The following is a 22,165-nucleotide window of genomic DNA, read 5'->3' as shown; positions in this document are numbered from 1 at the left end:
GGGCTACCAGGTGTCGATGTTCGGGCGGCGGGGGCGGTCGTCGGGGATGGGCGCGGCGAGGAGGGCGGTGGTGATCCACCGGCGGGTGTCGATGGGGTCGATGACGTCGTCGATCTCCAGCTGGGCGGCGACGTTGAGCGCCTTGCCGTGCTCGTAGGCCGCCGCCACCATCTGGTCGAACAGGGCCTGGCGGGCCTCGTCGTCGGGGGCAGCGGCCAGCTCGTCGCGGAACCCGAGCCGCACCGCGCCCTCGAGGCCCATGCCGCCCAGCTCGCCGGTCGGCCAGGCGATGACGAACTCGGGAGCCTTGAACGAGCCCGCCGCCATCGCCTGGGCGCCGAGCCCGTAGGCCTTGCGCAGGATCACCGTGGCGCAGGGGACCGAGAGGTTGGCGCCGGTGACGAACAGCCGGCTCATGTGCCGCACGGCGGCGGCCTCCTCGGAGTCGGGCCCGACCATGAACCCGGGCGTGTCGCAGGCGAAGAGCACCGGCAGCCCGTGGGCGTCGCACAGCTGCAGGAACCGGGCCGCCTTGTCGGCCGCAGCGCTGTCGATGGCGCCGCCGAGGTGGCGGGGGTCGTTGGCCACCAGGCCCAGCGGACGCCCCTCGATCCGGGCCAGGGACGTGATCATCCCGGGCGCGAAGCCGGACCGCAGCTCCATGCGCGACCCCTCGTCGACCAGGGCGTCGAGGACGGCCCGCACGTCGTAGACCTTGAGCCGGTCCTCGGGGACGAGGTGGCGGAGGAGCCGCTGGTCGGCGGCCGACCAGTCGTCGGGCACCCCCGCCGGCCCGTCGTGCCGGAAGTACGACAGGTAGCGCGCCGCCGCGGCCACGGCGGCGGCATCGTCGTCGACCAGGACGTCGATGACGCCGTTGGCGCTCTGCACGTCGGTCGGCCCGATGTCGGACGGGGCGTAGACGCCGAGCCCCCCGCCCTCGATCATCGCCGGCCCGCCCATGCCGATGTTCGCCTCGCGGGTGGCGATCACGACGTCGCAGCAGCCGAGGAGGGCGGCGTTGCCGGCGAAGCACCGCCCCGACCCGATGCCCACGAGCGGCACCGTGCCCGAGAGCCGACCGAACAGGTTGAAGGCGAGGCAGTCGAGCCCGGACACCTGGGTGGTGTCGGTGTCACCCGGTCGACCGCCGCCGCCCTCGGCGAACAGCACGACGGGCAGGCGCTGGCGCTCGGCCAGGTCGAAGAGCCGGTCCTTCTTGCGGTGGTTCTGGTGGCCCTGGGTGCCGGCCAGGACCATGTAGTCGTAGGACGCGACGATCGCCCGGCCGCCGTTCACGGTGGCGATCCCGCCGACCAGCCCGTCGGCCGGGGTGCGGGCGATGAGGTCGTCGAGCGAGCGGCGGCGGCGCTGGGCGGCGATGGCCAGCGGCGAGTACTCGACGAAGGAGCCCTCGTCGACCAGGTCGGCGATGTTCTCCCGGGCCGTGCGGCGCCCCCGCCCGTGGATCTTGGCCACCGCCTCGGGCCGGGCTTCGTCGAGGCCGATGGCGTGGCGGGCGACCACCTCGTCGAGGTCGGCCCGGCGGGCGTCGAGGTCGACCGTGGCGGTGGTCGCGGCGGCGTGCTCGTCGGGTGCGCCGGGGCGGATCACGGCGACGACGGCGCCCGCCGCGACCTGGTCCTCGACGGCGACGCCGACGGAGGTCACGGTCCCGGTCGCCTCGGCGGCCACGTCGTGGTGCATCTTCATCGACTCGACGACGGCCACGACCTGCCCGGCCCGCACCGGGTCGCCGGCGGCCACCCGCACCTCCACGACGAGCCCCTGGAGAGGCGAGGTGACGGTCAGATCCGCATCGGTGTCGGCCACGGCGGCCCATCTTGGCGAACTCGGTGGCAGATGTGGGGTGTTCGTCCCACATCTGCCACCGAGCTCCTCGCTACTGGCCGTAGAAGCGGCGCTCGACGACGCGACGGGAGCGCCGGGTGAGGCGGAGGTACTCGTCGCGGAGCTCGGGCCCGGTGGTGGCCAGCGAGCGGGCCAGGACGGTCAGCTCGTCGCCGCCGGGCAGGGCGTCGTGGCCCTGGCCGGCGACGAGGGTCCAGCGGTTGCGGGCCCGCTGGCAGAAGGCGTGGGCGGCGGCGAGGACCCCGGCCTCCCCGGTGGTGAGGTGGCCCTCGGCGGCGAGCACGGCGATCCCGGCGGCGGTCGCCGCCTCCCGGAGGCCGTGCTCCCACAGCAGGAGGGCCACCGTCAGCTCGATGTCGGACAGCCCCCCGGGGCCCAGCTTGAGGTGGAACCGGGCGTCCTCCCCGGGCGGGACGCGCTCGGCCTCCACCCGGGCCTTCACCCGCCGGATGGCGCGGCGATCGGCCTCGTCGGGCGGCCGCCACACCAGCGGGTCGACGTCGGCGAGGAGGCGGGCGGTGAGGTCGGCGTCGCCCGAGAGCGGGCGCAGCCGGGTGAGGGCCAGGCGCTGCCAGGGCTCGACCCACCGGCCCAGGTGGGCCACCACCGCGTCGCGGCTGGGGACGAGGACGCCGCTGCGGCCGCCGGGGCGGAGGTCGAGGTCGACGTCGTAGGTGCGGTCGGCCGGTCCCGTCCCGACGAGCACCCGGCGCAGGACCTCCCCGGCGCGAGCGGCCTCCTCCCGGCCGGCCTCGTCGTCGGCGTCGTGGACGATCAAGAGGTCGAGGTCGGAGGCGTAGGCGAGCTCGCCCCCCGACAGCCGGCCCAGGGCGAGGACGACGAAGGGGACCTGGGGGTCGGCGACCTGGACGGCGACGTCGACGGCGGCGTGGGCGACGGTGGCCAGGTCCGACCCGGTCGCCGGCGGCGCCCGGTCGTCGAGGACCTCGTCCATGCCGATGCGCGTCATCTCCCGCCGCACCGCCCGGCGCAGCGCGGTCCGCACCGTCGCGGCGTCGTCGCCCCGGGCCCCGGCGGCGCACACCCGGCGGACGATGGCATCGCGCGCGTCATCGAGCGGTCCGCCGAGCCGGGTCAGCAGGTCGGGCGCCCGGACCAGGCCCCGCACCAGGATGGGGCTGGTGCCGGCCAGGAGGCTCAGCCGCCGGGCGGTCTCGGGCGACTCCCGGCAGGCGGTGGCGACGGCCCGGGCGTCGGCGGCCACGAGCGTGCGCAGGGCGAGCAGTCCCTGGTCGGGGTCGGGAGCGGCGGAGAGCCAGTCGAGGATCAGCGGGAGGAGGGCGGCCATGAGGCGCGACGAGCGGGTCAGGCCGGCGGTCAGCTCGGTGACGGCCTGGCGCGTGCGGGCCGCGTCGCCGAAGCCGAAGGCGGCCAGGCGGGTGGCAGCGGCGTCGGGGGAGAGGGGGGCGTCGACGCGGGTGAACGACTCCAGCAGGGGACGGAAGTAGAGGCGCTCGTGGATGCTCCGGACCGTCTGGCGACAGGCCGTCACCTCCCGGTCGAGCGCGTCGACGGCGGTCTCCCGGGGGCGGTCGACCAGGCCGAGGACCCGCGCCAGCCGCTCGCGGTCCGGCCGCTCCCCGGGCAGGGCGTGGACCTGGCGGCCCTGGTCGAGCTGGACGCCGTGCTCCACCCGGCGCAGGAACCGGTACGACGCCCGCAGCCACCGGGCGTCGTCCTCGTCGACGTAGCCCCCGTCGGCCAGGGCGGTGAGCGCCGGCAGCGTCCCCCGCACGCGCAGGGCGGGGTCGAGCGGGCCGTGGACGAGCTGCAGGAGCTGGGCCGAGAACTCGATGTCGCGGATGCCCCCCGGGGTGCGCTTGACGTCCCCCGCCCCGTCGCGGGCGAGGGCGTGGCGCTCGGTGCGGGCCTTCAGGGCTCGGACGGCGTGGAGGTCGTCGGCCGCGAAGGGTCGGTCCCACACCACGTCGGCCGCGGCCGCGGCGAAGGCGTCGCCCAGGTCCGAGGCCCCGGCGAGGGGTCGGGCCTTGAGCAGGGCCTGGCGCTCCCACGGCTCGGCCCACCGGTCCCAGTGGGCCCGGTAGCCCTCGACGGTGCGGACCAGGGCGCCGTCGCGCCCGCCCGGGCGCAGGTCGAGGTCGACGCGCAGGGCGGTGCGGGCCACGGTGAGCGCCCGCTGGGCGGCGCCGCGGTCGGCGGCGTCGCCCGTGGGGCCGACGAGGACGACGTCGACGTCGGAGGCGTAGTTGAGCTCGTTGCCGCCGGCCTTCCCCAGGCCGACCACGGCGAGGTGGTCGGCGCCGGCGACCCGGAGGGCGTGGCCCAGCACCGCCGCCGCGCCCCGGGCCAGGAGGGCCATGGTCGTCTCGAGGGGGTCGCGCCCGACGAGGTCACGGGCGGCGATGCGGACCTGTTCGCGACGCCACCACCGGGCGACGGTGCGGGCGTCGTCGACGTCGCCGTCGGCGACCGGCGCGTCGAGGTCGGCGAGCACGTCGACCGCACCGGCGTCGGCCACCAGCAGCCGACCCATCCACGCGCTGGCGGCGGCGACGGCGACGACGGCCCGGGCCAGGTCCTCGTCGGCGGCGACCCGGTCCCCGGCTGCGTCGTCGAGGCGGTCCAGCACGCCGGCCACCCGGGCCGGATCGGCGGACCGCCGGACCAGGGCGTCGAGCGAGGGGGGACCGGCCACGTCGGGACATCTTGCCCCTGCTGGCCCACCGGGCGGGGGCCCGGCACCAGGCGTACCCTCGCCGGCCGTGACCCCCACCCAGCTGCGCGCCTTCGTGGCCGTGGTGCGCCTCGGGTCGGTCAAGGCGGCTGCGGCGGAGCTGGAGGTCTCCGAGGCGGCCGTCTCGGGGCACGTGGCCGTGCTCCGGCGCGAGCTCGACGACCGGCTGTTCGTCCGGGCCTCGTCGGGGCTGGCGTTCACCCCCGGTGGGTTGCGGCTCGCCAGCCGGGCGACCGAGATGCTGGGCCTGGCCGACCTCACGGTCCGGGAGGTGAGCCAGGCCGGGCAGGGGCAGCGCATGCTGCGGCTGGCCGTGACGAGCCTGTTCGCCGAGTACGCCGCCCCCGGCCTCATCGAGCTCTTCACCGGGCGGGCGGCCGACCTCGAGGTCGAGCTGAGCGCCGTGCCCGTGGCCCAGTTCGCCGGGCTGCTCGCCTCCCGCGCCGCCGACGTGGCCATCGGTCCCCGACCCCGCGCCGTCGTCGAGGACCTGGCGGCCACGCCGTTCCTCAAGTACCAGGTGGTCCTCGTGGCCGGCGCCGGCCACCCCCTGGCCGGCGCCCGGGCCCGTCCCGAGGCGCTCCGCGAGCAGACATGGCTCCTGGGGCCCACGGCCGCCGAGAACCAGGGGGCCATGCGCCGCCTGCTCGGATCGTTCCGGGTGCCCGAGGCCAACCAGCGCATCTTCCAGAGCCACGCCGCCGCGCTGGAGGAGGCGACCCGCGGCCACGGGGTGGCCCCGGCGGTGGCGTTCGTCGTGGCCGACGACCTGGCCGAGGGGCGCCTGGTCCGGGTCGATGTGCGCGGCGGCCAGTCCGACGGCACGTGGACCGCGCTCACCCTCCCGATCCACAGCCGCGCCGCGGCGGCCTCCGAGCTGGTGCGCTTCATCACCTCGCCCCGGGCGACCCAGGCGATGCTGCACGGGTCGGGGGCCGGCGTCCGCCGCTTCCGGCCCTCGGTCCACGTGACCCTCTGGAGCTGAGGGACGGAGGGCTGGATCAGTGGGCGGCGTCGCCCACCGCCGCCAGGGCGGCGGCGAGAGCTCGGAGGCTGTGGGCCGGGAGGTGGGCGTCGACGTGGGGCAGGGCGGCGGCCAGGGCGCCGACCTCCGGGGCGAACCCGGGGGCGGCGAGCCGCGGGTTGAGCCACACGACACGGTGGGCCCGTCGTCGCAGCCGGGCCATCTCGGCGGCCAGCGCCTCGGGGGCGTCGGCGTCCCAGCCGTCGGAGGCGACGACGACGATCGCGCCGCGGGTGGCGTCGCCGTGGCGGCCGCGCAGGAGGGCGTGGACGTTGGTGGCGATGCGGGTTCCCCCGAAGCGGTCGTCGACGAGGGAGCTGGCCAGGTCGACGGCCCGCTCGGGCGAGCGGTGGGCGAGGACGGGCGTCAGGCGGGTGAGCGTCGTGGAGAAGGCGAACACCTCGGCGTGGGCGCCGGTCGCCATCACGCGCATCAGGTGGAACAGGGCGGCGGCGTGGGGCTGCATCGACCGGCTGACGTCGCACAGGACGACGATCCGGCGGGGCCGGGTGACGGCGCGGGTGCGCACCAGGTCCACGGGTTCCCACGCCGTGCGCCGGCTCCGGGCGATGGTGGCGCGCAGGGCGACGCGGTGGCCGGCGGGGTGGTGGGCGTGGCGCCGGCTGCGCCGTCGGGGCCAGTCGCCGAGCGCCGCTCCCAGCGATGCGGCCAGGGTGGCCAGGTCGTCGGGGTCGAGGTCGGCGAAGGGCAGGTCGAGCGGGCCGGGACGGTCGCTGGGACGACGCTCGGGCACGGCCGTGCCCTCGTCGGCCGCGACGACCGGTGTGATGGTGGCGGGGAGCGTCGCCCACGGGAGCGAGGTCTCGTCGGCGTCGTCGCCCTCGGGATCGGGCCCGGGGACCGGTGCTGGCGCGCCCTCGACCGGGGCCGCGTCCGGGCTCGGCGGGCGACGGCGGGCGTGGGGGTCGACGCCGAGGACGGCGTCGAACACGGCCGCGAAGGCGGCGTCGAAGCGTTCCCTGTCCTGCTCCCGGCGCAGCAGGCTCACCCGCGTGGTCCAGTAGAGACGGGATCGGTCCACGGGAGGGCAGGCGGCGAGCGCCTCGGCCAGCGTCTCCGCCGCCGTCAGCGGAACGGCGCAGCCGGCGCCGCGCAACCGGTGCGCGAGGGCGACGGCGAAGGCGGCCCGGTCGACGTCCCGCAGCCCGCCGGGCCCGGCGTCAGCGGTGCCGGCGGTCACGACGGCGCAGGAGCGAGCGGGGCGCGGTGACCGGGTCGGCCGCCCTGACGGTGAGGCCCGTCTCGACGAGGGGCAGCACCTCGTGGCGGGCGAGGATCACGCCGTCCCCACCTCGGCGAGCACGCCCTGCACGGCGTCGCGGTCGTCAGGCGTCTTGGCCACCGTCGACAGCGTGCGGAGCGCGGCCGCCGCCGTCAGCTCGGTGACGCCGAGGGCGGTCAGGGCCGCCACCCAGTCGATGGCCTCGGCCAGCCCTGGCGCCTTGTCGAGGTCGAGCCGGCGCAGCCGGCCCACGAGGGTGGTGGCGTCGCTGATCAGCGGGTCGCTCCCGCCCGGGACCGAGCGGCGGACGATGGCGGCGGCGCGCTCGGGCGACGGGTAGTCGATCCAGTGGTAGAGGCACCGCCGCTTCAGGGCGTCGTGCAGCTCGCGGCTGCGGTTCGACGTGAGCACCACGAGAGGGGGCGTCTCGGCCCGGAAGGTGCCCAGCTCGGGGATGGTCACCGACGCCTCCCCCAGGAACTCCAGCAGCAGGGCCTCGAACTCGTCGTCGGCCCGGTCGATCTCGTCGACCAGGAGCACCGGCGGCCTCGGGCCGCGATGGCGGACGCAACGCAGGATGGGCCGCTCGTGGAGGAACTCCTCGGTGAACAGGTCGGCCTGGTGCGGTGTCTCGTGCCGCGCCTCGGCCAGGCGGACGGCCAGCACCTGGCGCTGGTAGTTCCACTCGTAGAGCGCCTCCCCGGCGGACAGCCCCTCGTAGCACTGGAGCCGGATGAGCGGGGACCCCAGGGCCCCGGACAGGGCCTGGGCCGCAGCCGTCTTGCCGACGCCCGGCTCGCCCTCGAGGAGGAGGGGCCGACCGAGGGCGGTGGCGAGGAACAGGGCGGTGGCGGTGCCCTCGTCGGCCAGGTAGTCGACCTCGTCGAGGCGGCGCACGACGTCGTCGGGGTCGGCGAAGGGCGGGGTCACACCGGTCCCCGATCGGCCGCGAGGAGGGCCTCGTGGTCGGCCTCGGTGTCGACGTCGAGCGGCACCGGCCCCGCGCCCGGCACCTCGACCACCTCGTGGCCGCCCGACTCGAGCAGCCGCCAGACGCCCTTGTCGCCGTGGAGGCCAGCGAGGTCGGCGAACGTGTCGGCGCCCAGCCAGAGCGGATGGCCCCGGCCGTCGTGGTAGCGGACGACGCCCATCGGTGCGTCCCCCGCCGCCGCCACGAGGACGGCCACCGTCTCGGGCCGGACGCCCGGCTGGTCGCCGAGCAGGAGCACCAGGCCGGCGGACCGCGGGTCGACGGCGCCGAGAGCGGCGGCGATCGATCGCGAGCACCCGTCGGCCGGTGCATCGCTCTCGACGACGTCGACGCCCGAGAGATCGACGGTCGACCGCACCTCGTCGGCCGCCGCGCCGAGGGCGACGATCAGCTGGTCGAACCGGCACGCCCGGGCCCGGTCCAAGGTGGCATCGAGCAGCGTCGCGCCCCGGTAGGGCAGCAGCTGCTTGGGTCGCCCGAGGCGCGACGACGTGCCGCCGGCCAGCACCAGCCCCGTGACGAACCGGGTCACGAGACCGGGACCGTGGCCACGTGGTGGTCGCGGCAGCCGGTCCCGCAGTACCAGTGCTCGGCGCCCTCGACGACCGCGTGGGGGGTGTCGGGACCGACCACCACGGTCATCCCGCACACCGGGTCGCGCACCTCGACGGGCGGGGCGTCGGAGGAGAGATCGGGTGGGGTCAGGCCGTCGACCCGGATGGCCCGGACGACCTCGGCCATGATCGACAGGGCGATCTCCTCGGCCGTGCGGGCGCCGATGTCGAGGCCCACGGGGGTGCGCACCCGGGCCCGCTCGGCGGGGTCGAGCTCCATGGCGTCGAGGACCGCCGCCCCCCGGCTCGCGCTGGCCACCAGCCCGACGAAGCCGATGCCGGCGCCGAGCGCTCGGCGGATGGTCCCCTCCTCGTCGCGGCCGTGGGTCGCCACGACGACGGCGATGGCGCCGGCGGGCACGGTGTCCCCGGGCTGGGCGCGCGCCACCGCGAACCCGAGTGGCTCGCCCAGCCGGGCCACGGCCTCGGCGATCGGGCTCCCGCCGACCAGGCCGAGCAGCGGGGCGGGGAGCCGCGGCTCGAGGAAGACCTCCAGGGCGCCGCCGGACAGGCACGGGTTCACGACGGTCGCCGCCCCTCGCGCCTCGGGCGGTGGGGCCTCGCCCTCGGGGAGGATGCGGAGGAGCAGCGCCTCCCCGGTCGCGAGCACCGAGAGGGCGGCGGCGCGCACCGAGCCCTCGGCGCACTGACCGCCGACGAAGCCCTCGATGGCGCCGTCGCCCAGCACGACGGCGCTGTCGCCGGGTCGGGCCGAGGTGGGGCACTGGGCCCGCACGACGGTGGCCTGCACGAACGGCACCCGCCCGGCGACGAGGGCGGCAACCCGGGACGAGGACGTGGGCTCCATCGGCCTCAGATGGGCGGAGTGGGGTGGCCCTGCATGGCGTCCCACACCCGCGAGGGGGTCAGCGGCATGTCCGCGTGGCGGATGCCGTAGGGCTTGAGCGCATCGACCACGGCGTTGACGATGGCCGGCGGCGACCCGACGGTTGCCGACTCGCCGACGCCCTTGGCCCCGATCGGATGGTGGGGCGACGGGGTGACCGTGCTGCCGGTCTCCCACGTGGGCGTCTCCAGCGCCGTCGGGATCAAGTAGTCCATGAGCGAGCCGCTGAGGCAGTTGCCGTCGTCGTCGAAGGCGATGATCTCCATCAGGGCCATGCCGACACCGTCGGTGAGCCCGCCGTGCACCTGGCCCTCGATGATCATCTCGTTGATCCGGGTCCCGCAGTCGTCGACGGCCACGAAGCGCCGGACCTTCACCTGGGCCGTGCCGGGGTCGATGTCGACCACGCAGATGTACGCCCCGAACGGGTAGGTGAGGTTCGACGGGTTGTAGCAGATCTGGGCCTCGAGCCCGCCCTCGATGCCCTCGGGCAGGTCGCCGGCGCCGTGGGCCCGCATGGCGATGTCCTGGATCGTCACCGACGCCGACGGGTCGCCCTTCACGTGGAACGAGCCCTTGTCCCACTCGAGGTCGGCCACGGACACCTCGAGCATCCCCGAGGCGATGATCTGGGCCTTGTCGCGCACCTTGCGGGACACCAGGGCGGCGGCGGCACCCGACACCGGGGTCGAGCGGCTGCCGTAGGTGCCGAGCCCGAACGGCGTCTGGTCGGTGTCGCCGTTGACGACCTGGATGTCGCTGGGCGGGATGCCGATCTCCTCGGCCACGATCTGGGCGTAGGTCGTCTCGTGACCCTGGCCCTGACTCATGCACGAGAGACGGACGACCGCCTTGCCGGTCGGGTGGATCCGCAGCTCGCAGCCGTCGGCCATGCCCAGGCCGAGGATGTCCATGTCCTTGCGGGGCCCGGCACCGACCGCCTCGGTGAAGAAGGCGACGCCGATGCCCATGAGCTCGCCCCGCTCCCGCTTCTCGGCCTGCTCACGGCGGAGGTCGTCGTAGCCGATCATCGCCATCGACTTGCGCAGGGCGGGCTCGTAGTCGCCCGAGTCGTAGACCCACCCCGTCTTGCTCGTGTACGGGAACTGCTCGGGCCGGAGCAGGTTCTGCAGCCGCAGCTCGGCGGGGTCGACCTCGAGGTCGTAGGCCAGGCAGTCGACCAGCCGCTCGACGAGGTACACGGCCTCGGTGATGCGGAACGAGCAGGCGTAGGCGACGCCGCCGGGCGCCTTGTTCGTGTAGACCGCGGTCATCTTGCAGTGGGCGGCCTCGATGTCGTAGCTGCCGGTGAAGACGCCGAAGAACCCGGCCGGGTACTTGATCGGCGCGGCCGTCCCGTTGAAGGCGCCGTGGTCGGCCAGCACGTGGGTGCGGATGCCGAGGATCTTGCCGTCCTTGGTGGCGGCGATCTCGCCCCGCATCACGTAGTCCCGGGCGAAGCCGGTGCTGATGAGGTTCTCGGTGCGGTCCTCCATCCACTTGACCGGCTTGCCCGTCACCAGCGAGGCCACGATCGAGCACACGTAACCGGGGTAGATCGGCACCTTGTTGCCGAAGCCGCCCCCGATGTCGGGGGCGATGATGCGGATCTTGTGCTCGGGCAGGCCCGACACCAGGGCGTAGACGGTGCGGTGGGCGTGGGGCGCCTGGGTGGTGGACCACAGCGTGAGCTGGCCGTCGACCTTGTCGTAGTCGGCCACGCAGCCGCAGGTCTCCATGGGCGCCGGGTGGACGCGGGGGTAGACGATGTCCTCGGTGACGACGACGTCGGCCGTCTCGAACACCCGGGCGGTGGCCTCCTCGTCGCCGGTCTCCCAGTCGAAGCAGTGGTTGTCGGTCTTGCCCTCGAGGTCGTCGCGGATGAGCGGGGCATCGGGCTCGAGCGCCCTCCGCACGTCGATGACCGGGTCGAGGATGTCGTACTCGACGTCGATCAGCTCGACGCCGTCGCGAGCGGCGTAGCGGTCCTCGGCCACCACGAAGGCGACCTCCTGGCCCTGGAACCGGACCTTGTCGGTGGCCAGCACGGCCTGGACGTCGTTGGACAGGGTGGGCATCCAGGCCAGGCCCTTCTCGGCCAGGTCGGCACCGGTGACGACGGCCAGGACCTTGGGGTGCGCCTGCGCCGCGCTGGTGTCGATGCTGACGATGCGGGCGTGGGCCACCGGTGACCGGAGGATGGCGAGGTGCAGCATCCCGGTGAGCTGGATGTCGTCGCAGTACCGGCCCCGACCGCGGATGAAGCGGGGGTCCTCCTTGCGGAGCATGCGGCCGTAGCCGACCGGCTTCTGGTCGTTGTCGTCGAACGACTCCGGCTGGAGCCTCTCCTCGATGGTGGTCATCGGCTCGCCACCGTCGTCTCGACCTCGGACTGGCCCCGGGCGGCGGCGGCCTCGTGCATCGCCGCCCAGCGGATGGAGCGCACGATCGTCGTGTAGCCCGTGCAGCGGCAGATCTGGCCGGAGATGGCCTCGCGGATCGTGTCCTCGCTCGGGTCCGGGTCGCGATCGAGCAGGGCCCGAGCTGTCATCAGCATCCCCGGCGTGCAGAAGCCGCACTGGAGGCCGTGGCACTGCATGAAGCCCTCCTGGACGGGGTCGAGGACGTCGTCGACCTCGAGGCCCTCGACGGTCCGCACCTCGTGCCCGCCGGCCATGGCGGCCAGCACGGTGCAGGACTTCACCGGCTCGCCGTCCATCCACACCACGCAGGTGCCGCAGTTGCTGGTGTCGCACCCCCAGTGCGTGCCCGTCAGGGCGAGGGTGTCGCGCAGGAAGTGGACCAGCAGCATGCGGCCCTCGATCTCGCGCGTCACCTCCGTGCCGTTCACCGTCATCGTCACCTGCATGGTCAGGACTCCGTTCCGTTGATCCGGGCGACCGAGCGCCGCAGCGTCCGGCGGGTGAGCTCGTCGGCCAGGTGGCGCTTGTAGGCCTCGGTGCCCCGGGCGTCGGTGCTGGGCTCGCAGCTCTCGGCGGCGATGGCGCCGGCCTGCTCGAACAGCTCCTCGGTCGGCTCCTGGCCGCGCAGGGCGTCGGAGATGGCCGGGATGCCGGTGGTGTTGGGGCCGACGGCGGCCAGGCCCACGCGGGCATCGGTGATGCGACCCTCGTCCATCCAGACCGCGGCGCCGGCCGAGACGATGGCCCAGTCACCGGCGCGGCGCTCGACCTTCTCGTAGGCGCTCGACCCGCCGGAGCGGACGGGGATGCGGACCTCGGTGAGCATCTCGCCCTGGCCCACCGCCGTCTCGTAGGGGCCCCGGTGGAAGTCCTCCATGCTGACGACCCGCTCGCCGTCCCTCGACCGGATCACGCAGCTGGCGTCGATCGTGGTGCACACCGCCGAGAGGTCCTCGGAGGGGTCGGCCTGGCACAGCGACCCGCCGAGGGTGCCGCGGTTGCGCACCACCGGGTCGGCGATCACCCGCTCGGCGTCGCCGAAGATCGGGAAGGCCGCGGCCAGCTCGGCCGACTCGAGCAGCTCGCGGTGGCGGGTCATGGCGCCGACGCGGATCTGGCCCGCCTCGACCTGGATGTAGCCCAGCTCGCCGTGCAGGTCGTTGATGTCGACCAGGTACTCGGGCGTGGCCAGGCGCAGCTTCATCATCGGCAGGAGGCTGTGCCCGCCCGCCACCAGCCGCGCCTCGTCGCCCAACCGGACCAGCAGGTCGAGGGCGTGGTCGACACTGGTGGCGCGCTCGTACTCGAACGGGGCAGGGACCTGCATGGGGCCTCCCGGGGATCGTGGATCGTGCCCCTTGTCACATGTCGCGCCGGGCCCGGTCAACCGCGACCTAAGGCTTTCCTTAGGTCCCCCTGTCGCGAACCGTGGCCCTTCGCCCACGGGCGCACACCGTTCTGAGCCACAGGTCGGCCACCCCCGGCTCACCCCTGCCTCAGAACGACCCTGCGGACCGCCGGGCCACCGAGGGCGTTGGCTACGTCGCCGTGCGGCCGAGGGCGGCGAGCATGGCCGGGGTGTCGATGGCGAAGTGGGCCCGCACGGCGAGCCCGTCGACGATGGTCCAGCGGTGGACCTCGGGGATGTCGAAGGCGGTGCCGGTGGCCCGCACCGTCCCTCGCGTCCGCCCGACCTGGAGGACGTCGCCGTCGGCCTCGAAGATGGCGTCGGTGGTGACCTGCGACTCGATGCTCTCGAGCAGGGCCAGGCCGAGGGTGGCGAACCCGTCGGGGCCCTCGTAGCGCCCGCCCCACGGCAGCCGCGGGTCCTGGGTCACCACGAAGTCGGGGCCGAGGCGGGCGAGCACGGCGCCGAAGTCGCGCGCCGCCATCGCCGCGTAGATCGCCTCCACCACCGCGACCGGGCTCTGCTCCGAGGCCATGGCCGGACGGTACCGGACCCCTGCGTGCCCGTGGTCGGCCTCGACCGCGTTCTGTCGCGCCCAGCGGTCACCTGTGACCGGCTGGCGCGACAGAACCGAGCGACCGCTACCAGGCCACCTCGGTGCACCCGGTGTGGGTGCTGGGCTCGACCTGGAAGGTGGCGTGGTCGATGGCGTAGCTCTCGTGGAGCAGGGCCCGGGCCTGGTCGAGGACCTGGTGGGCGTCGGTGTCGGGGGTGGTCATGAGGTGCGCCGACGCCGCCTCCATCTCCGAGGTCAGGGTCCAGACGTGGAGGTCGTGGACGTCGATGACGCCGGGCAGGGCGGCCAGCTCGTCGCCCAGCTTGGCCAGATCGACCCCGTCGGGGGCCGACTGCAGCAGGATGTGCACCGCCTGGCGACCGAGGCGCCAGGTGCGGGGCAGGATCCACAGGCCGATGAGGGCGCCGACGACAGGGTCGACCCACGTCCACCCGAAGACCTGGAGCAGCACGGCGGCGATGATCACCCCGATCGACCCGAGGGTGTCGGCGAGCACCTCGAGGTAGGCGCCCTCGACGTTCAGGCTCTCCTTGGCCCCCTCGCGCAGCAGGGCGAACACGACCAGGTTGGCGACCAGGCCGGCGCCGGCGACGGCCAGCATCGGTGCCCCCAGCACCTCGGCCGGGTCCTGGAGCCGGCGGACCGCCTCGACCAGCACGTAGCCGGCCACGCCGAACAAGAGGAGGGCGTTGACGAACGCGGCCAGGATCTCGAGGCGGTAGAGGCCGAAGGTGTGGCGACTGCCCGCACCCCCGCTCCGAGCCTCGTGCCGGCTGGCCAGGCTGATGGCGGCGAGGGCCATCCCGAGCCCGACCACGTCGGTGAGCATGTGGCCGGCGTCGGACAGCAGCGCCAGCGAGCGGGTCGCCAGGCCGGCGACCGCCTCGACGACGAAGAAGGCGGCGATGATGGCGAACGAGATGGTCAGGCGCCGGAGGTGGCGGGCGCCGGCGCGGGCGAGGGTCGGCCCGTGGGAGTGGCCGTGGTCGCCGCTCACCCGGGTCCCGCCGTCATCGACACATGCGAAGGATCGCATGTGTCGGGGCGTGGGGTCAAGGTCGCCTCAGGGCGGCGGCGGGCGGCCGTGGTGCGTCGCCCGCTGGGAGCGGCGCACCATGCCCACGACGAGGGCGACGGTGCCCCCGACCACCACCACGAAGAACACCAGGACGATCAGGAGGATCAGGAGCTCCGTCACGCCGAGGTTCACCTGCGCACGGTACCGGCAGCGCCTGCCCGCCGCCCGGCGCCACCCGCGCGGGTGATCCCGACGACCGGGTCGGGGCCGGCCCCTACCCTGGCGCCATGGCTCGCCTCCGCCTCGCCGCCTGCCAGATCGACACGTGGGTCGGGGACCTCGACGGCAACGTCGAGCGGATCCTCGCCGCGTACCGCCGGGCCGAGGAGGCCGGGGCAGACATCGCCGCCTTCCCCGAGCTGGCCATCACCGGGTACCCGCCCGAGGACCTCCTGCTGAAGCCGGGCTTCGTCACCGCCAACCTCGAGGCCCTCCAGCAGGTGGCCGAGGCGACGGGCGACTGCGTGGCCATCGTCGGGTTCGTCGACCTGGCCCGCGACCTCCACAACGCCGCCGCGGTGTGCGCCGGGGGCGAGGTCCGCGGCGTCTACCACAAGTGCGACCTGCCCAACTACGGCGTCTTCGACGAGCTGCGCTACTTCGGGCGGGGCCAGGAGCCGGCGACCCTGTGGTCGGTCAAGGGGGTCCCCATCGGGGTCTCCATCTGCGAGGACATCTGGAACCCCCGCGGTCCCACCGCCGACCAGGCCGACAGCGGGGCCGAGGTCGTCGTCAACATCAACGCCTCGCCCTACGCGGAGGGCAAGCTCGCCCGGCGGGAGCGGATGCTCGCGACCCGGGCGGCCGACGCCAGCACCGCCCTCCTCTACGTCAACCAGGTCGGGGGCCAGGACGAGCTCGTCTTCGACGGCGGCTCGATGGCGTTCGGTCCCGACGGCACGCTCCTGGCCCGCTCGCCGCAGTTCGTCGAGGACGTCCTCGTCGTCGACGTCGAGATCGGACCCGTCTACCGCAAGCGGCTGCTCGACCCCCGGGGCCGGCCGGTCGACGAGCAGCTCCCGCTGATCGAGGTGACCCCCGTGCCCGTCGTCGGCGGCGACGTCGAGACCCACCCCGAGCCCATCGCCCCGGCCGTCGCCCCGCCGATGCACCCCGACGACGAGGTCTGGGAGGCGCTCGTGGTCGGTACCCGGGCCTACGTCGAGAAGAACGGCTTCTCCGACGTGGTGATCGGGCTGTCGGGCGGGCTCGACTCCTCGATCGTCGCCGTCCTCGCCGCCGACGCCCTCGGCGCCGACCGGGTCCACACCGTCGCCATGCCCTCGCGCTACTCGTCGGACCACTCGGTGGCAGATGCCGCGAAGCTGGCCGCCAACCTCGGCACCGACCACCGCACGATCCCCATCGAGCCGGCCCACGCCGCCGTCACCGAGATGCTGAGCGAGTCCTTCGCCGGCCTCGACGAGGACCTCACCGAGGAGAACCTCCAGTCCCGCATCCGGGGCCAGGTCCTGATGGCCCTGTCGAACAAGCTGGGGTGGCTCGTCCTGTCGACCAGCAACAAGAGCGAGGCGGCCGTCGGGTACGCCACCCTCTACGGCGACACCGTCGGCGGCTACGCCCTCATCAAGGACGTGCTCAAGCTGCGGGTGTTCCAGCTGTGCCGTCGGCGCAACGAGCGGGCCGGCTACGACCTGATCCCCGAGAACGTCCTGACCAAGCCGCCCTCGGCCGAGCTCCGCCCCGACCAGACCGACGACCAGTCGCTGCCGCCCTACGAGGTGCTCGACCCCATCCTCGACGCCTACGTCGAGCACGACCGGACCCCGGGCGAGATCATCGCCGCCGGCCACGACCCGGAGGTCGTGCGGCGGATCACCCGTCTCGTCGACGGGGCCGAGTACAAGCGGCGCCAGTCGCCCCCCGGGCCCCGCGTCACCGACAAGGCCTTCGGCAAGGACCGTCGCCTCCCCATCACCAACGCGTTCCGCGGCTGACCGGCTAGGAATCCCGGGTGCCCACGCCCTCCGACCCGAGCCGCCGCCCCGAGGGCGACGCCTGCGCCGCCGCCCCATGACCTTCGACGAGCTGTACGAGGTCCTGCGCACCCGGGCCGAGGAGCGACCTGAGGGGTCGGCGACGGTCGCCGCCCTCGACGCCGGGATCCACGCCATGGGCAAGAAGGTCATCGAGGAGGCGGGCGAGGTGTGGCTGGCGGCCGAGCACGAGGACGACGACGCCCTGGCCCTGGAGATCAGCCAGCTGCTCTACCGGCTCCAGGTGGTGATGGTGGCCCGCGGCCTCACCCCCGCCGACGTCTACCGCCACCTGTGAGGGGGGAGCGGCGGTTCGACGCCATCGTGTTCGACCTCTCGGGCGTCGTCATCGCCTCGGCCTTCGACGCCATCGCCGACACGGTGTCCGGCGTGGCCAGCAGGGACGAGGCCCTCGCCCTCCTCCTCGGCCCCTACGGCGAGGACACCGACCACGTCTGGCACCAGGTCGAGCGGGGCGAGGCCCCCATCGCCGAGTGGGTCGCCTGGGTGGCCGACCAGTACGACGAGGTCGGCATCGAGGTCGACTGGGACGCCTTCGGCTCGATGATGGGCCGTCTCACCGTCCACGACGTGATCGTCGAGCGCATCCGGTCCCTGCGGGCCGACGGCTACCTGACGGCCCTGTGCACGAACAACGTCAAGGAGGGGTCGCGGTCCTGGCGCGAGCGGGTGCCGGTCGAGGACCTCTTCGACGCCGTGGTCGACTCCTCCGAGGTGGGCATGCGCAAGCCCGACCCGCGCATCTTCGCCCACACCCTCGAGCTGCTCGGCGTCGCCGACCCCCAGCGGGCCATCTTCCTCGACGACCACCCCGGCAACATCGCCGGCGCCGAGCGCGCCGGCCTGGTCGGCCTCCTGGTGGGGGACCCGGCCGAGGCCGTCATCGCCCTCGACAGGCTCCTCGCGCCCTCGCCGTGAGCTCCGAGGCCCGGGGCACCGCCGCCCTGGCCCTCGCCGGGCTGCTCTTCGGATCGACCTTCCTGGTCGTGCAGGACGCCATCGAGGACGCCGAGCCCACGCCGTTCCTCGGCGCCCGGTTCCTCGTCGCCGCCCTGGTGCTGGCCCCGGTCGCCCTCCGGCGACCAGGTCACCGCGGCGAGGTGCGCCTCGGCATCGGTGCCGGGCTCCTCCTCGCCGCCGCCTACCTGCTCCAGACCTTCGGGCTGCGCTCGACGCCCAGCTCGACGTCGGCCTTCATCACCTACCTGCTGGTCGTGATCGTCCCCGTCCTGGTGGCGGTGGGCGAGCGTCGCCTGCCGGACCGGAGGACCGTGACCGGCGTCGTCATCGCCGTGATCGGCCTCTACCTGCTGTCGGGGTCGGGCGCCGACGCCTTCGGGTGGGGCGAGGTCCTGACGCTCGGCTGCGCCTTCGGCTTCGCCGGCCACCTCGTCGTGGTCGCGCGGGGCGCCGACCGCTTCGACCCCGTGCGCTTCACCTGCGTGCAGGTCCTCACCGTCGGCATCGTCTGCGCCGTGCCCGGGTTCGGCCTGGGCGGCTACGGGTTCGGTGCCCCGGCGTGGGGCGCGGTCGTGTTCACCGGGCTCTTCGCCACCGCCGTCGCCTTCTTCTGCATGGTCGCCGGCCAGCGCACGGTGCCGGCGTCCCGGGCGGCCCTCGTGCTCCTCGTGGAGCCCGTCTCGGCGGGGATCCTGGGTCTGGCCACGGGCGACGACCTGGGCGTCCGGGGGCTGCTGGGGGCGTTCGTCATCCTGGCCGCCATCGCGTGGGTGGAGCTGGTGCCCCTCCTGACCGGCGCCCGCACGACCGACCCGGCCCTCGAGCCCACCGTCCACGGGTAGCCCGCTCACCCGAGCGGTGACCTCTGGTCCCCCCGATGGGGGAGCCCCGGACCTCGGGTGCGCACGGGGGCGTCCGGCTGCGCCCCTACGCTGCGCCCGTGGCTGCCGACCCGCCCCCGTCCGAGCCCGGACCCGCCGTCGCCGCCGGTCCCGCCACCATGCTGGAGCTCGGAGCGGCGCTCGGGGCCGACGTCTGGTGGCTCGAGCAGGTCTTCGCCCTCGCCGGCGCCTGGGTGGCCGACACCCGGGAGGCCGCCGTCCGGGTCCACCTGGCCGAGCTGTCGCGCGTGGCCGGGGACCACGCCCTGGCCCTGCGGGGGCTGCTGCCCCGACCCGCGCCCGTCGATCCGGCGGCGTGGGTCGCCCCGCCGACGGGGGGGGCGGCAGACATCGTGGCCAGCCTGGGTGTCGCCGGGGCGGCCGAGTCCCGTCTCGCCCTGCTCCACCGGGTGCTGCTGCCCCGGCTGCTGGCGAGCTGGGGGGCGCCCATGGGGCCCTCGGCCGACGGGGCCGCCCGTGCCGTCCGCCACGCCCGGACCGATCTGGCCGAGCTCCGGGACCAGGGCGAGGGGCTGCTGCAGGCGCTCCTCGTCGATCGACGCACCGTGGGGGTCGCCCACGCCGCCGCCCTCCAGCTCGAGGAGGAGCTGGTGACCAGCGGAGGCATGCGTCCCCCGCCCCCCGACATCCCCCCTGTCTGACCAGGGCCAGGTCGCTCTCCGTGGCTGATCAACCGCGCAGATCTGCTCACACCGCACGCGACGCGACCGACAGGTGACCCATCCGATGGGTTCGATCCGAGCGCGGAGGGTATTGACCATCCCGGTATCCTCAGGGATCAGAGAGTTTCTGGCCGGTGCTCGCGCACCTGTGCGCTGAGCCCGCAGCACGTCTGGCGTGGGCGCGCCAGGAGCACGATCACGACAGGCCGGACGCCCCGGCACCCCAGCCCCGAGCAGCAGAGGAAGAACGTTGGCCAAGGAGCGCGTCGAGCGCGATGAGGAAGACCTCGTCCGCCTCTACCTCACGGACATCGGGCAGTACCCACTGCTCACGAAGGACGACGAGGTGCGCCTGGCCCAGGCCATCGAGGCCGGTGCGGAGGCCCGCATCGCCCTGGAGTCGGGGGACAAGGTCACCCCGGCCAAGAAGCGCGAGCTGCGCCGCACCGCCCGCGACGGCGAGCAGGCCGAGCGCACGTTCGTGCAGTCGAACCTGCGGCTGGTCGTCTCGATCGCCAAGAAGTACCAGGCCTCGGGCCTGCCGCTGCTGGACCTGATCCAGGAGGGCAACCTCGGCCTCATGCACGCCGTCGAGAAGTTCGACTGGCGCAAGGGCTTCAAGTTCTCGACCTACGCCACGTGGTGGATCCGCCAGGCCATCACCCGCGGCATCGCCAACACCGGGCGCACCATCCGCCTCCCCGTCCACGCCGGCGACACCCTGGCCCGGCTCCAGAAGGCCCGGGCCCGGCTCGAGCTCAAGCTCGGGCGCCCGGCCACCCTCGCCGAGCTCTCGGCCGAGGTCGAGATGCCCGAGGACAAGGTCACCGAGGCGCTCCGCTTCGCGGCCGAGCCCCTCTCGCTGTCGGAGCCGCTGCGCGAGGACGGCGACGCCGAGCTCGGCGACGTGGTCGAGGACCGCTCGGCCGAGTCGCCCTTCGAGGTGGCCGCCACCGCGCTCCTCCCCGAGGAGATCAACCGCCTCCTGGCCCCCCTCGACGACCGCGAGCGCGAGATCCTCAAGCTGCGCTTCGGCCTCGACCGGGGCGAGCCCCGCACGCTCGAGGAGGTGGGGGAGCACTTCAACCTCACCCGCGAGCGCATCCGCCAGATCGAGGCCCGGGCCATGTCGAAGCTGCGCCACCCATCCTCGGACACCGGCGCCCGCGACCTCCTGGCCGTCTGACCCTCGGCGCCTGAGGGCGCCGCCGCCGTGATCGTCCGGGGCCACGAGCCCGGACCCAACCGAACGGTCCCGTCGTGACTCGGACGGGCGTGGACGAGGCGTTCGACGACTGGTACCTGCGCGAGCACCCGCGCGTGGTGTCCACCGTCGCCGCCATCACCGGCCGGCCGTCGATCGCCGCCGAGTGCGCGGACGAGGCCTTCACCCGGGCCTGCGAGCGGTGGCCCCGGGTGCGGGCCATGGCCTCGCCCGGGGGGTGGGTCACCACCGTCGCCCTGAACGACGCCCGCCGTCGGCTGCGGCGGTCGGGCCACGAGCGGCGCCTGCTCGTGTGGGTCGCCAGCACGGCCCCGGTCGAGGCCCCGCCGCCGGCGTGGTCGCCCGAGGTGTGGGAGGCGCTCGCCGCCCTGCCACCCCGCGAGCGGGAGGCCGTCGTCCTCCGGTACGTGGCCGACCTGCCGGTCGGCCAGGTCGCCTCGATCATGGGCACGGCGCCGGGCACCGCCGCCTCGACCCTGCACTCCGCCCGCGCCCGGCTGGCCCGGACGCTGGACCCGCTCGCGCTCGATCCCGAGGAGAACGCCGATGCCGCCCGTCGATGACGTCCTGGCCGACCTGGCCGCCCACCCCCCGGCGCAGCCCACGCCGGTCGGCGTGATCCGGGGCCGCGCCGCCCGTCGGGTCCGCCGCCGCCGGCTGGTGACCGGTGCCGCCGTCGCCGTCGTGGTGCTCGCTGCCGGAGTGGGCGTGGGTCTGGCCGCCACCGACGACCCCGGTGCCGAGGTGGTCGCCGACGGCGGCACCTCGACCTCGGCCGACCCCTCGCCGCCGTCCTCGGGGGCGGACGGCGGGGGGCTCGAGCCCGGTTCCACCGCGGCCGGGAGCGACCCGATCGCCCCCCCGCCCGAGCCCGAGGCCGTCGTCGACGGCGACGAGGGCGGCGTCGGCGACGGCGACACGCTGCTGATCACCCTGACCGGGGTGGCGACCGGTGAGCCCGTCACGGTGTCCCAGTGCCGCACGGGCGGGTCGCCCGAGCAGGGCGACCAGTGCTCGTCGGCGCGGGGTCGGGGCCTCACCGTCCAGGACGGACCCGAGACCCAGCTCACGTTCACCGCCTTCCACGACGTCTTCGTCAACCTGGCCCCGCCGGGCGGGTACGACCCCGGATGGGCACCGTGCGCGCCATGCGTCCTGGTGATCCGGGTCGGCGACCGCCAGGAGCCGGTGGCCCGCCTGCCGATGGAGATGGACCCCACCGACGCACCCATCCGGCCGCAGGTCACCCTGGACCCGCCTGGGCCCCTCGCGCCCGGCGGCGTGGCCACGGTCCGGGCATCTGGGCTCCAGCCCGGCGCCGTCGTGGGTGTCGGCTGGTGCCCCACGGTGCGGCTCCAGGGCGGGGGCGACGACCCGTGCACCTACCCGGACGGGCGGGGCAACCCGGCCCAGGAGGGGCCGAGCACCGCGGTCCCCGCCGCCGACGACGGCACCCTCGTCCTCGCCGACTTCCCGCTGCCCGTCGCCGGCCCGGGGGAGGTGGGTCTCGACTGCGTGGCCGAGCCGGGCGCCTGCGGCATCGGCGTGGCCGCCGACGACGCCGCCAGCGTCCTGGCCCTCGCACCCCTCGACCTGACCGGCTGA

20 protein-coding genes and 1 pseudogene are annotated in these 22,165 nt (G+C 74.7%); 9 read left to right on the top strand and 12 right to left on the bottom strand.

What is annotated here, in order from left to right; translation table 11 throughout:
- Positions 1–3 precede the first annotated feature (3 nt).
- A pseudogene (locus HC251_RS21205) lies at positions 4–1,833 on the bottom strand (carboxyl transferase domain-containing protein); the annotation flags it as partial.
- Between the two features lie 70 nt (positions 1,834–1,903).
- Positions 1,904–4,549, bottom strand: a complete 2,646-nt coding sequence (locus HC251_RS21200; protein ID WP_219942587.1) for a hypothetical protein — start codon at positions 4,547–4,549, stop codon at positions 1,904–1,906.
- 67 nt (positions 4,550–4,616) lie between these two features.
- Here HC251_RS21200 and HC251_RS21195 point away from each other — a divergent pair, with 67 nt between their 5' ends.
- Entirely contained in the window at positions 4,617–5,573 is a 957-nt protein-coding gene (locus HC251_RS21195; RefSeq protein WP_219942586.1) for a LysR family transcriptional regulator, read from the top strand.
- 16 nt (positions 5,574–5,589) lie between these two features.
- On the opposite strand, the gene HC251_RS21190 is transcribed toward HC251_RS21195, so the two are convergent.
- The 10 genes from HC251_RS21190 to HC251_RS21145 form a co-directional block, all read right to left on the bottom strand.
- Positions 5,590–6,813 (bottom strand): VWA domain-containing protein, encoded by a 1,224-nt coding sequence (locus HC251_RS21190; RefSeq protein WP_219942585.1) that lies wholly within the window; start codon positions 6,811–6,813, stop codon positions 5,590–5,592.
- A gap of 96 nt (positions 6,814–6,909) precedes the next feature.
- Positions 6,910–7,785 carry a MoxR family ATPase gene (locus HC251_RS21185; RefSeq protein ID WP_219942584.1) on the bottom strand — a complete coding sequence of 292 codons (876 nt, stop codon included), beginning with the start codon at positions 7,783–7,785 and terminating at the stop codon, positions 6,910–6,912.
- On the bottom strand, positions 7,782–8,378 hold the full coding sequence (locus HC251_RS21180) for an NTP transferase domain-containing protein (protein WP_219942583.1): 597 nt from the start codon (positions 8,376–8,378) through the stop codon (positions 7,782–7,784). Before HC251_RS21180 ends, HC251_RS21185 begins: the two co-directional genes overlap by 4 nt.
- Positions 8,375–9,268, bottom strand: a complete 894-nt coding sequence (locus HC251_RS21175; RefSeq protein WP_219942582.1) for an XdhC family protein — start codon at positions 9,266–9,268, stop codon at positions 8,375–8,377. The genes HC251_RS21180 and HC251_RS21175 overlap by 4 nt, the downstream gene beginning before the upstream one ends.
- A 5-nt stretch (positions 9,269–9,273) precedes the next feature.
- Complete coding sequence (locus tag HC251_RS21170; RefSeq protein ID WP_219942581.1) at positions 9,274–11,670, bottom strand: aerobic carbon-monoxide dehydrogenase large subunit; 2,397 nt, start codon at positions 11,668–11,670, stop codon at positions 9,274–9,276.
- On the bottom strand, positions 11,667–12,176 hold the full coding sequence (locus HC251_RS21165; protein WP_219942580.1) for a (2Fe-2S)-binding protein: 510 nt from the start codon (positions 12,174–12,176) through the stop codon (positions 11,667–11,669). Before HC251_RS21165 ends, HC251_RS21170 begins: the two co-directional genes overlap by 4 nt.
- A gap of 2 nt (positions 12,177–12,178) precedes the next feature.
- Complete coding sequence (locus HC251_RS21160; protein WP_219942579.1) at positions 12,179–13,057, bottom strand: xanthine dehydrogenase family protein subunit M; 879 nt, start codon at positions 13,055–13,057, stop codon at positions 12,179–12,181.
- A 211-nt stretch (positions 13,058–13,268) separates the two neighbouring features.
- Positions 13,269–13,673, bottom strand: a complete 405-nt coding sequence (locus HC251_RS21155; RefSeq protein WP_219942578.1) for a nuclear transport factor 2 family protein — start codon at positions 13,671–13,673, stop codon at positions 13,269–13,271.
- 106 nt (positions 13,674–13,779) lie between these two features.
- Complete coding sequence (locus tag HC251_RS21150; RefSeq protein ID WP_219942577.1) at positions 13,780–14,751, bottom strand: cation diffusion facilitator family transporter; 972 nt, start codon at positions 14,749–14,751, stop codon at positions 13,780–13,782.
- Positions 14,752–14,778: 27 nt separating this feature from the next.
- Positions 14,779–14,925 carry a hypothetical protein gene (locus HC251_RS21145; RefSeq protein WP_219942576.1) on the bottom strand — a complete coding sequence of 49 codons (147 nt, stop codon included), beginning with the start codon at positions 14,923–14,925 and terminating at the stop codon, positions 14,779–14,781.
- Between the two features lie 95 nt (positions 14,926–15,020).
- Here HC251_RS21145 and HC251_RS21140 point away from each other — a divergent pair, with 95 nt between their 5' ends.
- The 8 genes from HC251_RS21140 (at position 15,021) to HC251_RS21105 (ending at position 22,165) form a co-directional block, all read left to right on the top strand.
- Positions 15,021–16,751: an NAD+ synthase gene (locus HC251_RS21140; RefSeq protein WP_219942575.1), complete on the top strand. Its 1,731-nt coding sequence runs from the start codon at positions 15,021–15,023 to the stop codon at positions 16,749–16,751.
- Positions 16,752–16,827: 76 nt separating this feature from the next.
- On the top strand, positions 16,828–17,088 hold the full coding sequence (locus HC251_RS21135; protein WP_219942574.1) for a phosphoribosyl-ATP diphosphatase: 261 nt from the start codon (positions 16,828–16,830) through the stop codon (positions 17,086–17,088).
- Entirely contained in the window at positions 17,085–17,729 is a 645-nt protein-coding gene (locus HC251_RS21130) for an HAD family hydrolase (protein WP_219942573.1), read from the top strand. The genes HC251_RS21135 and HC251_RS21130 overlap by 4 nt, the downstream gene beginning before the upstream one ends.
- On the top strand, positions 17,726–18,613 hold the full coding sequence (locus tag HC251_RS21125; protein ID WP_219942572.1) for a DMT family transporter: 888 nt from the start codon (positions 17,726–17,728) through the stop codon (positions 18,611–18,613). Before HC251_RS21130 ends, HC251_RS21125 begins: the two co-directional genes overlap by 4 nt.
- Before the next feature lie 98 nt (positions 18,614–18,711).
- Positions 18,712–19,314 (top strand): hypothetical protein, encoded by a 603-nt coding sequence (locus tag HC251_RS21120; RefSeq protein WP_219942571.1) that lies wholly within the window; start codon positions 18,712–18,714, stop codon positions 19,312–19,314.
- 271 nt (positions 19,315–19,585) lie between these two features.
- The gene (locus HC251_RS21115) at positions 19,586–20,521 is read left to right on the top strand and encodes an RNA polymerase sigma factor RpoD/SigA (RefSeq protein ID WP_219942570.1); all 936 of its coding nucleotides are present in this window, start codon (positions 19,586–19,588) and stop codon (positions 20,519–20,521) included.
- Between the two features lie 74 nt (positions 20,522–20,595).
- Complete coding sequence (locus tag HC251_RS21110; RefSeq protein ID WP_219942569.1) at positions 20,596–21,123, top strand: RNA polymerase sigma factor; 528 nt, start codon at positions 20,596–20,598, stop codon at positions 21,121–21,123.
- A complete protein-coding gene (locus tag HC251_RS21105; protein WP_219942568.1) occupies positions 21,107–22,165 on the top strand; it encodes a hypothetical protein in 1,059 nt (352 codons plus the stop codon). Before HC251_RS21110 ends, HC251_RS21105 begins: the two co-directional genes overlap by 17 nt.

This window comes from Iamia sp. SCSIO 61187 (genome assembly GCF_019443745.1).
Taxonomy (GTDB): Bacteria; Actinomycetota; Acidimicrobiia; order Acidimicrobiales; family Iamiaceae; genus Iamia.
This window is presented reverse-complemented; position numbering and strand designations above follow the sequence as displayed.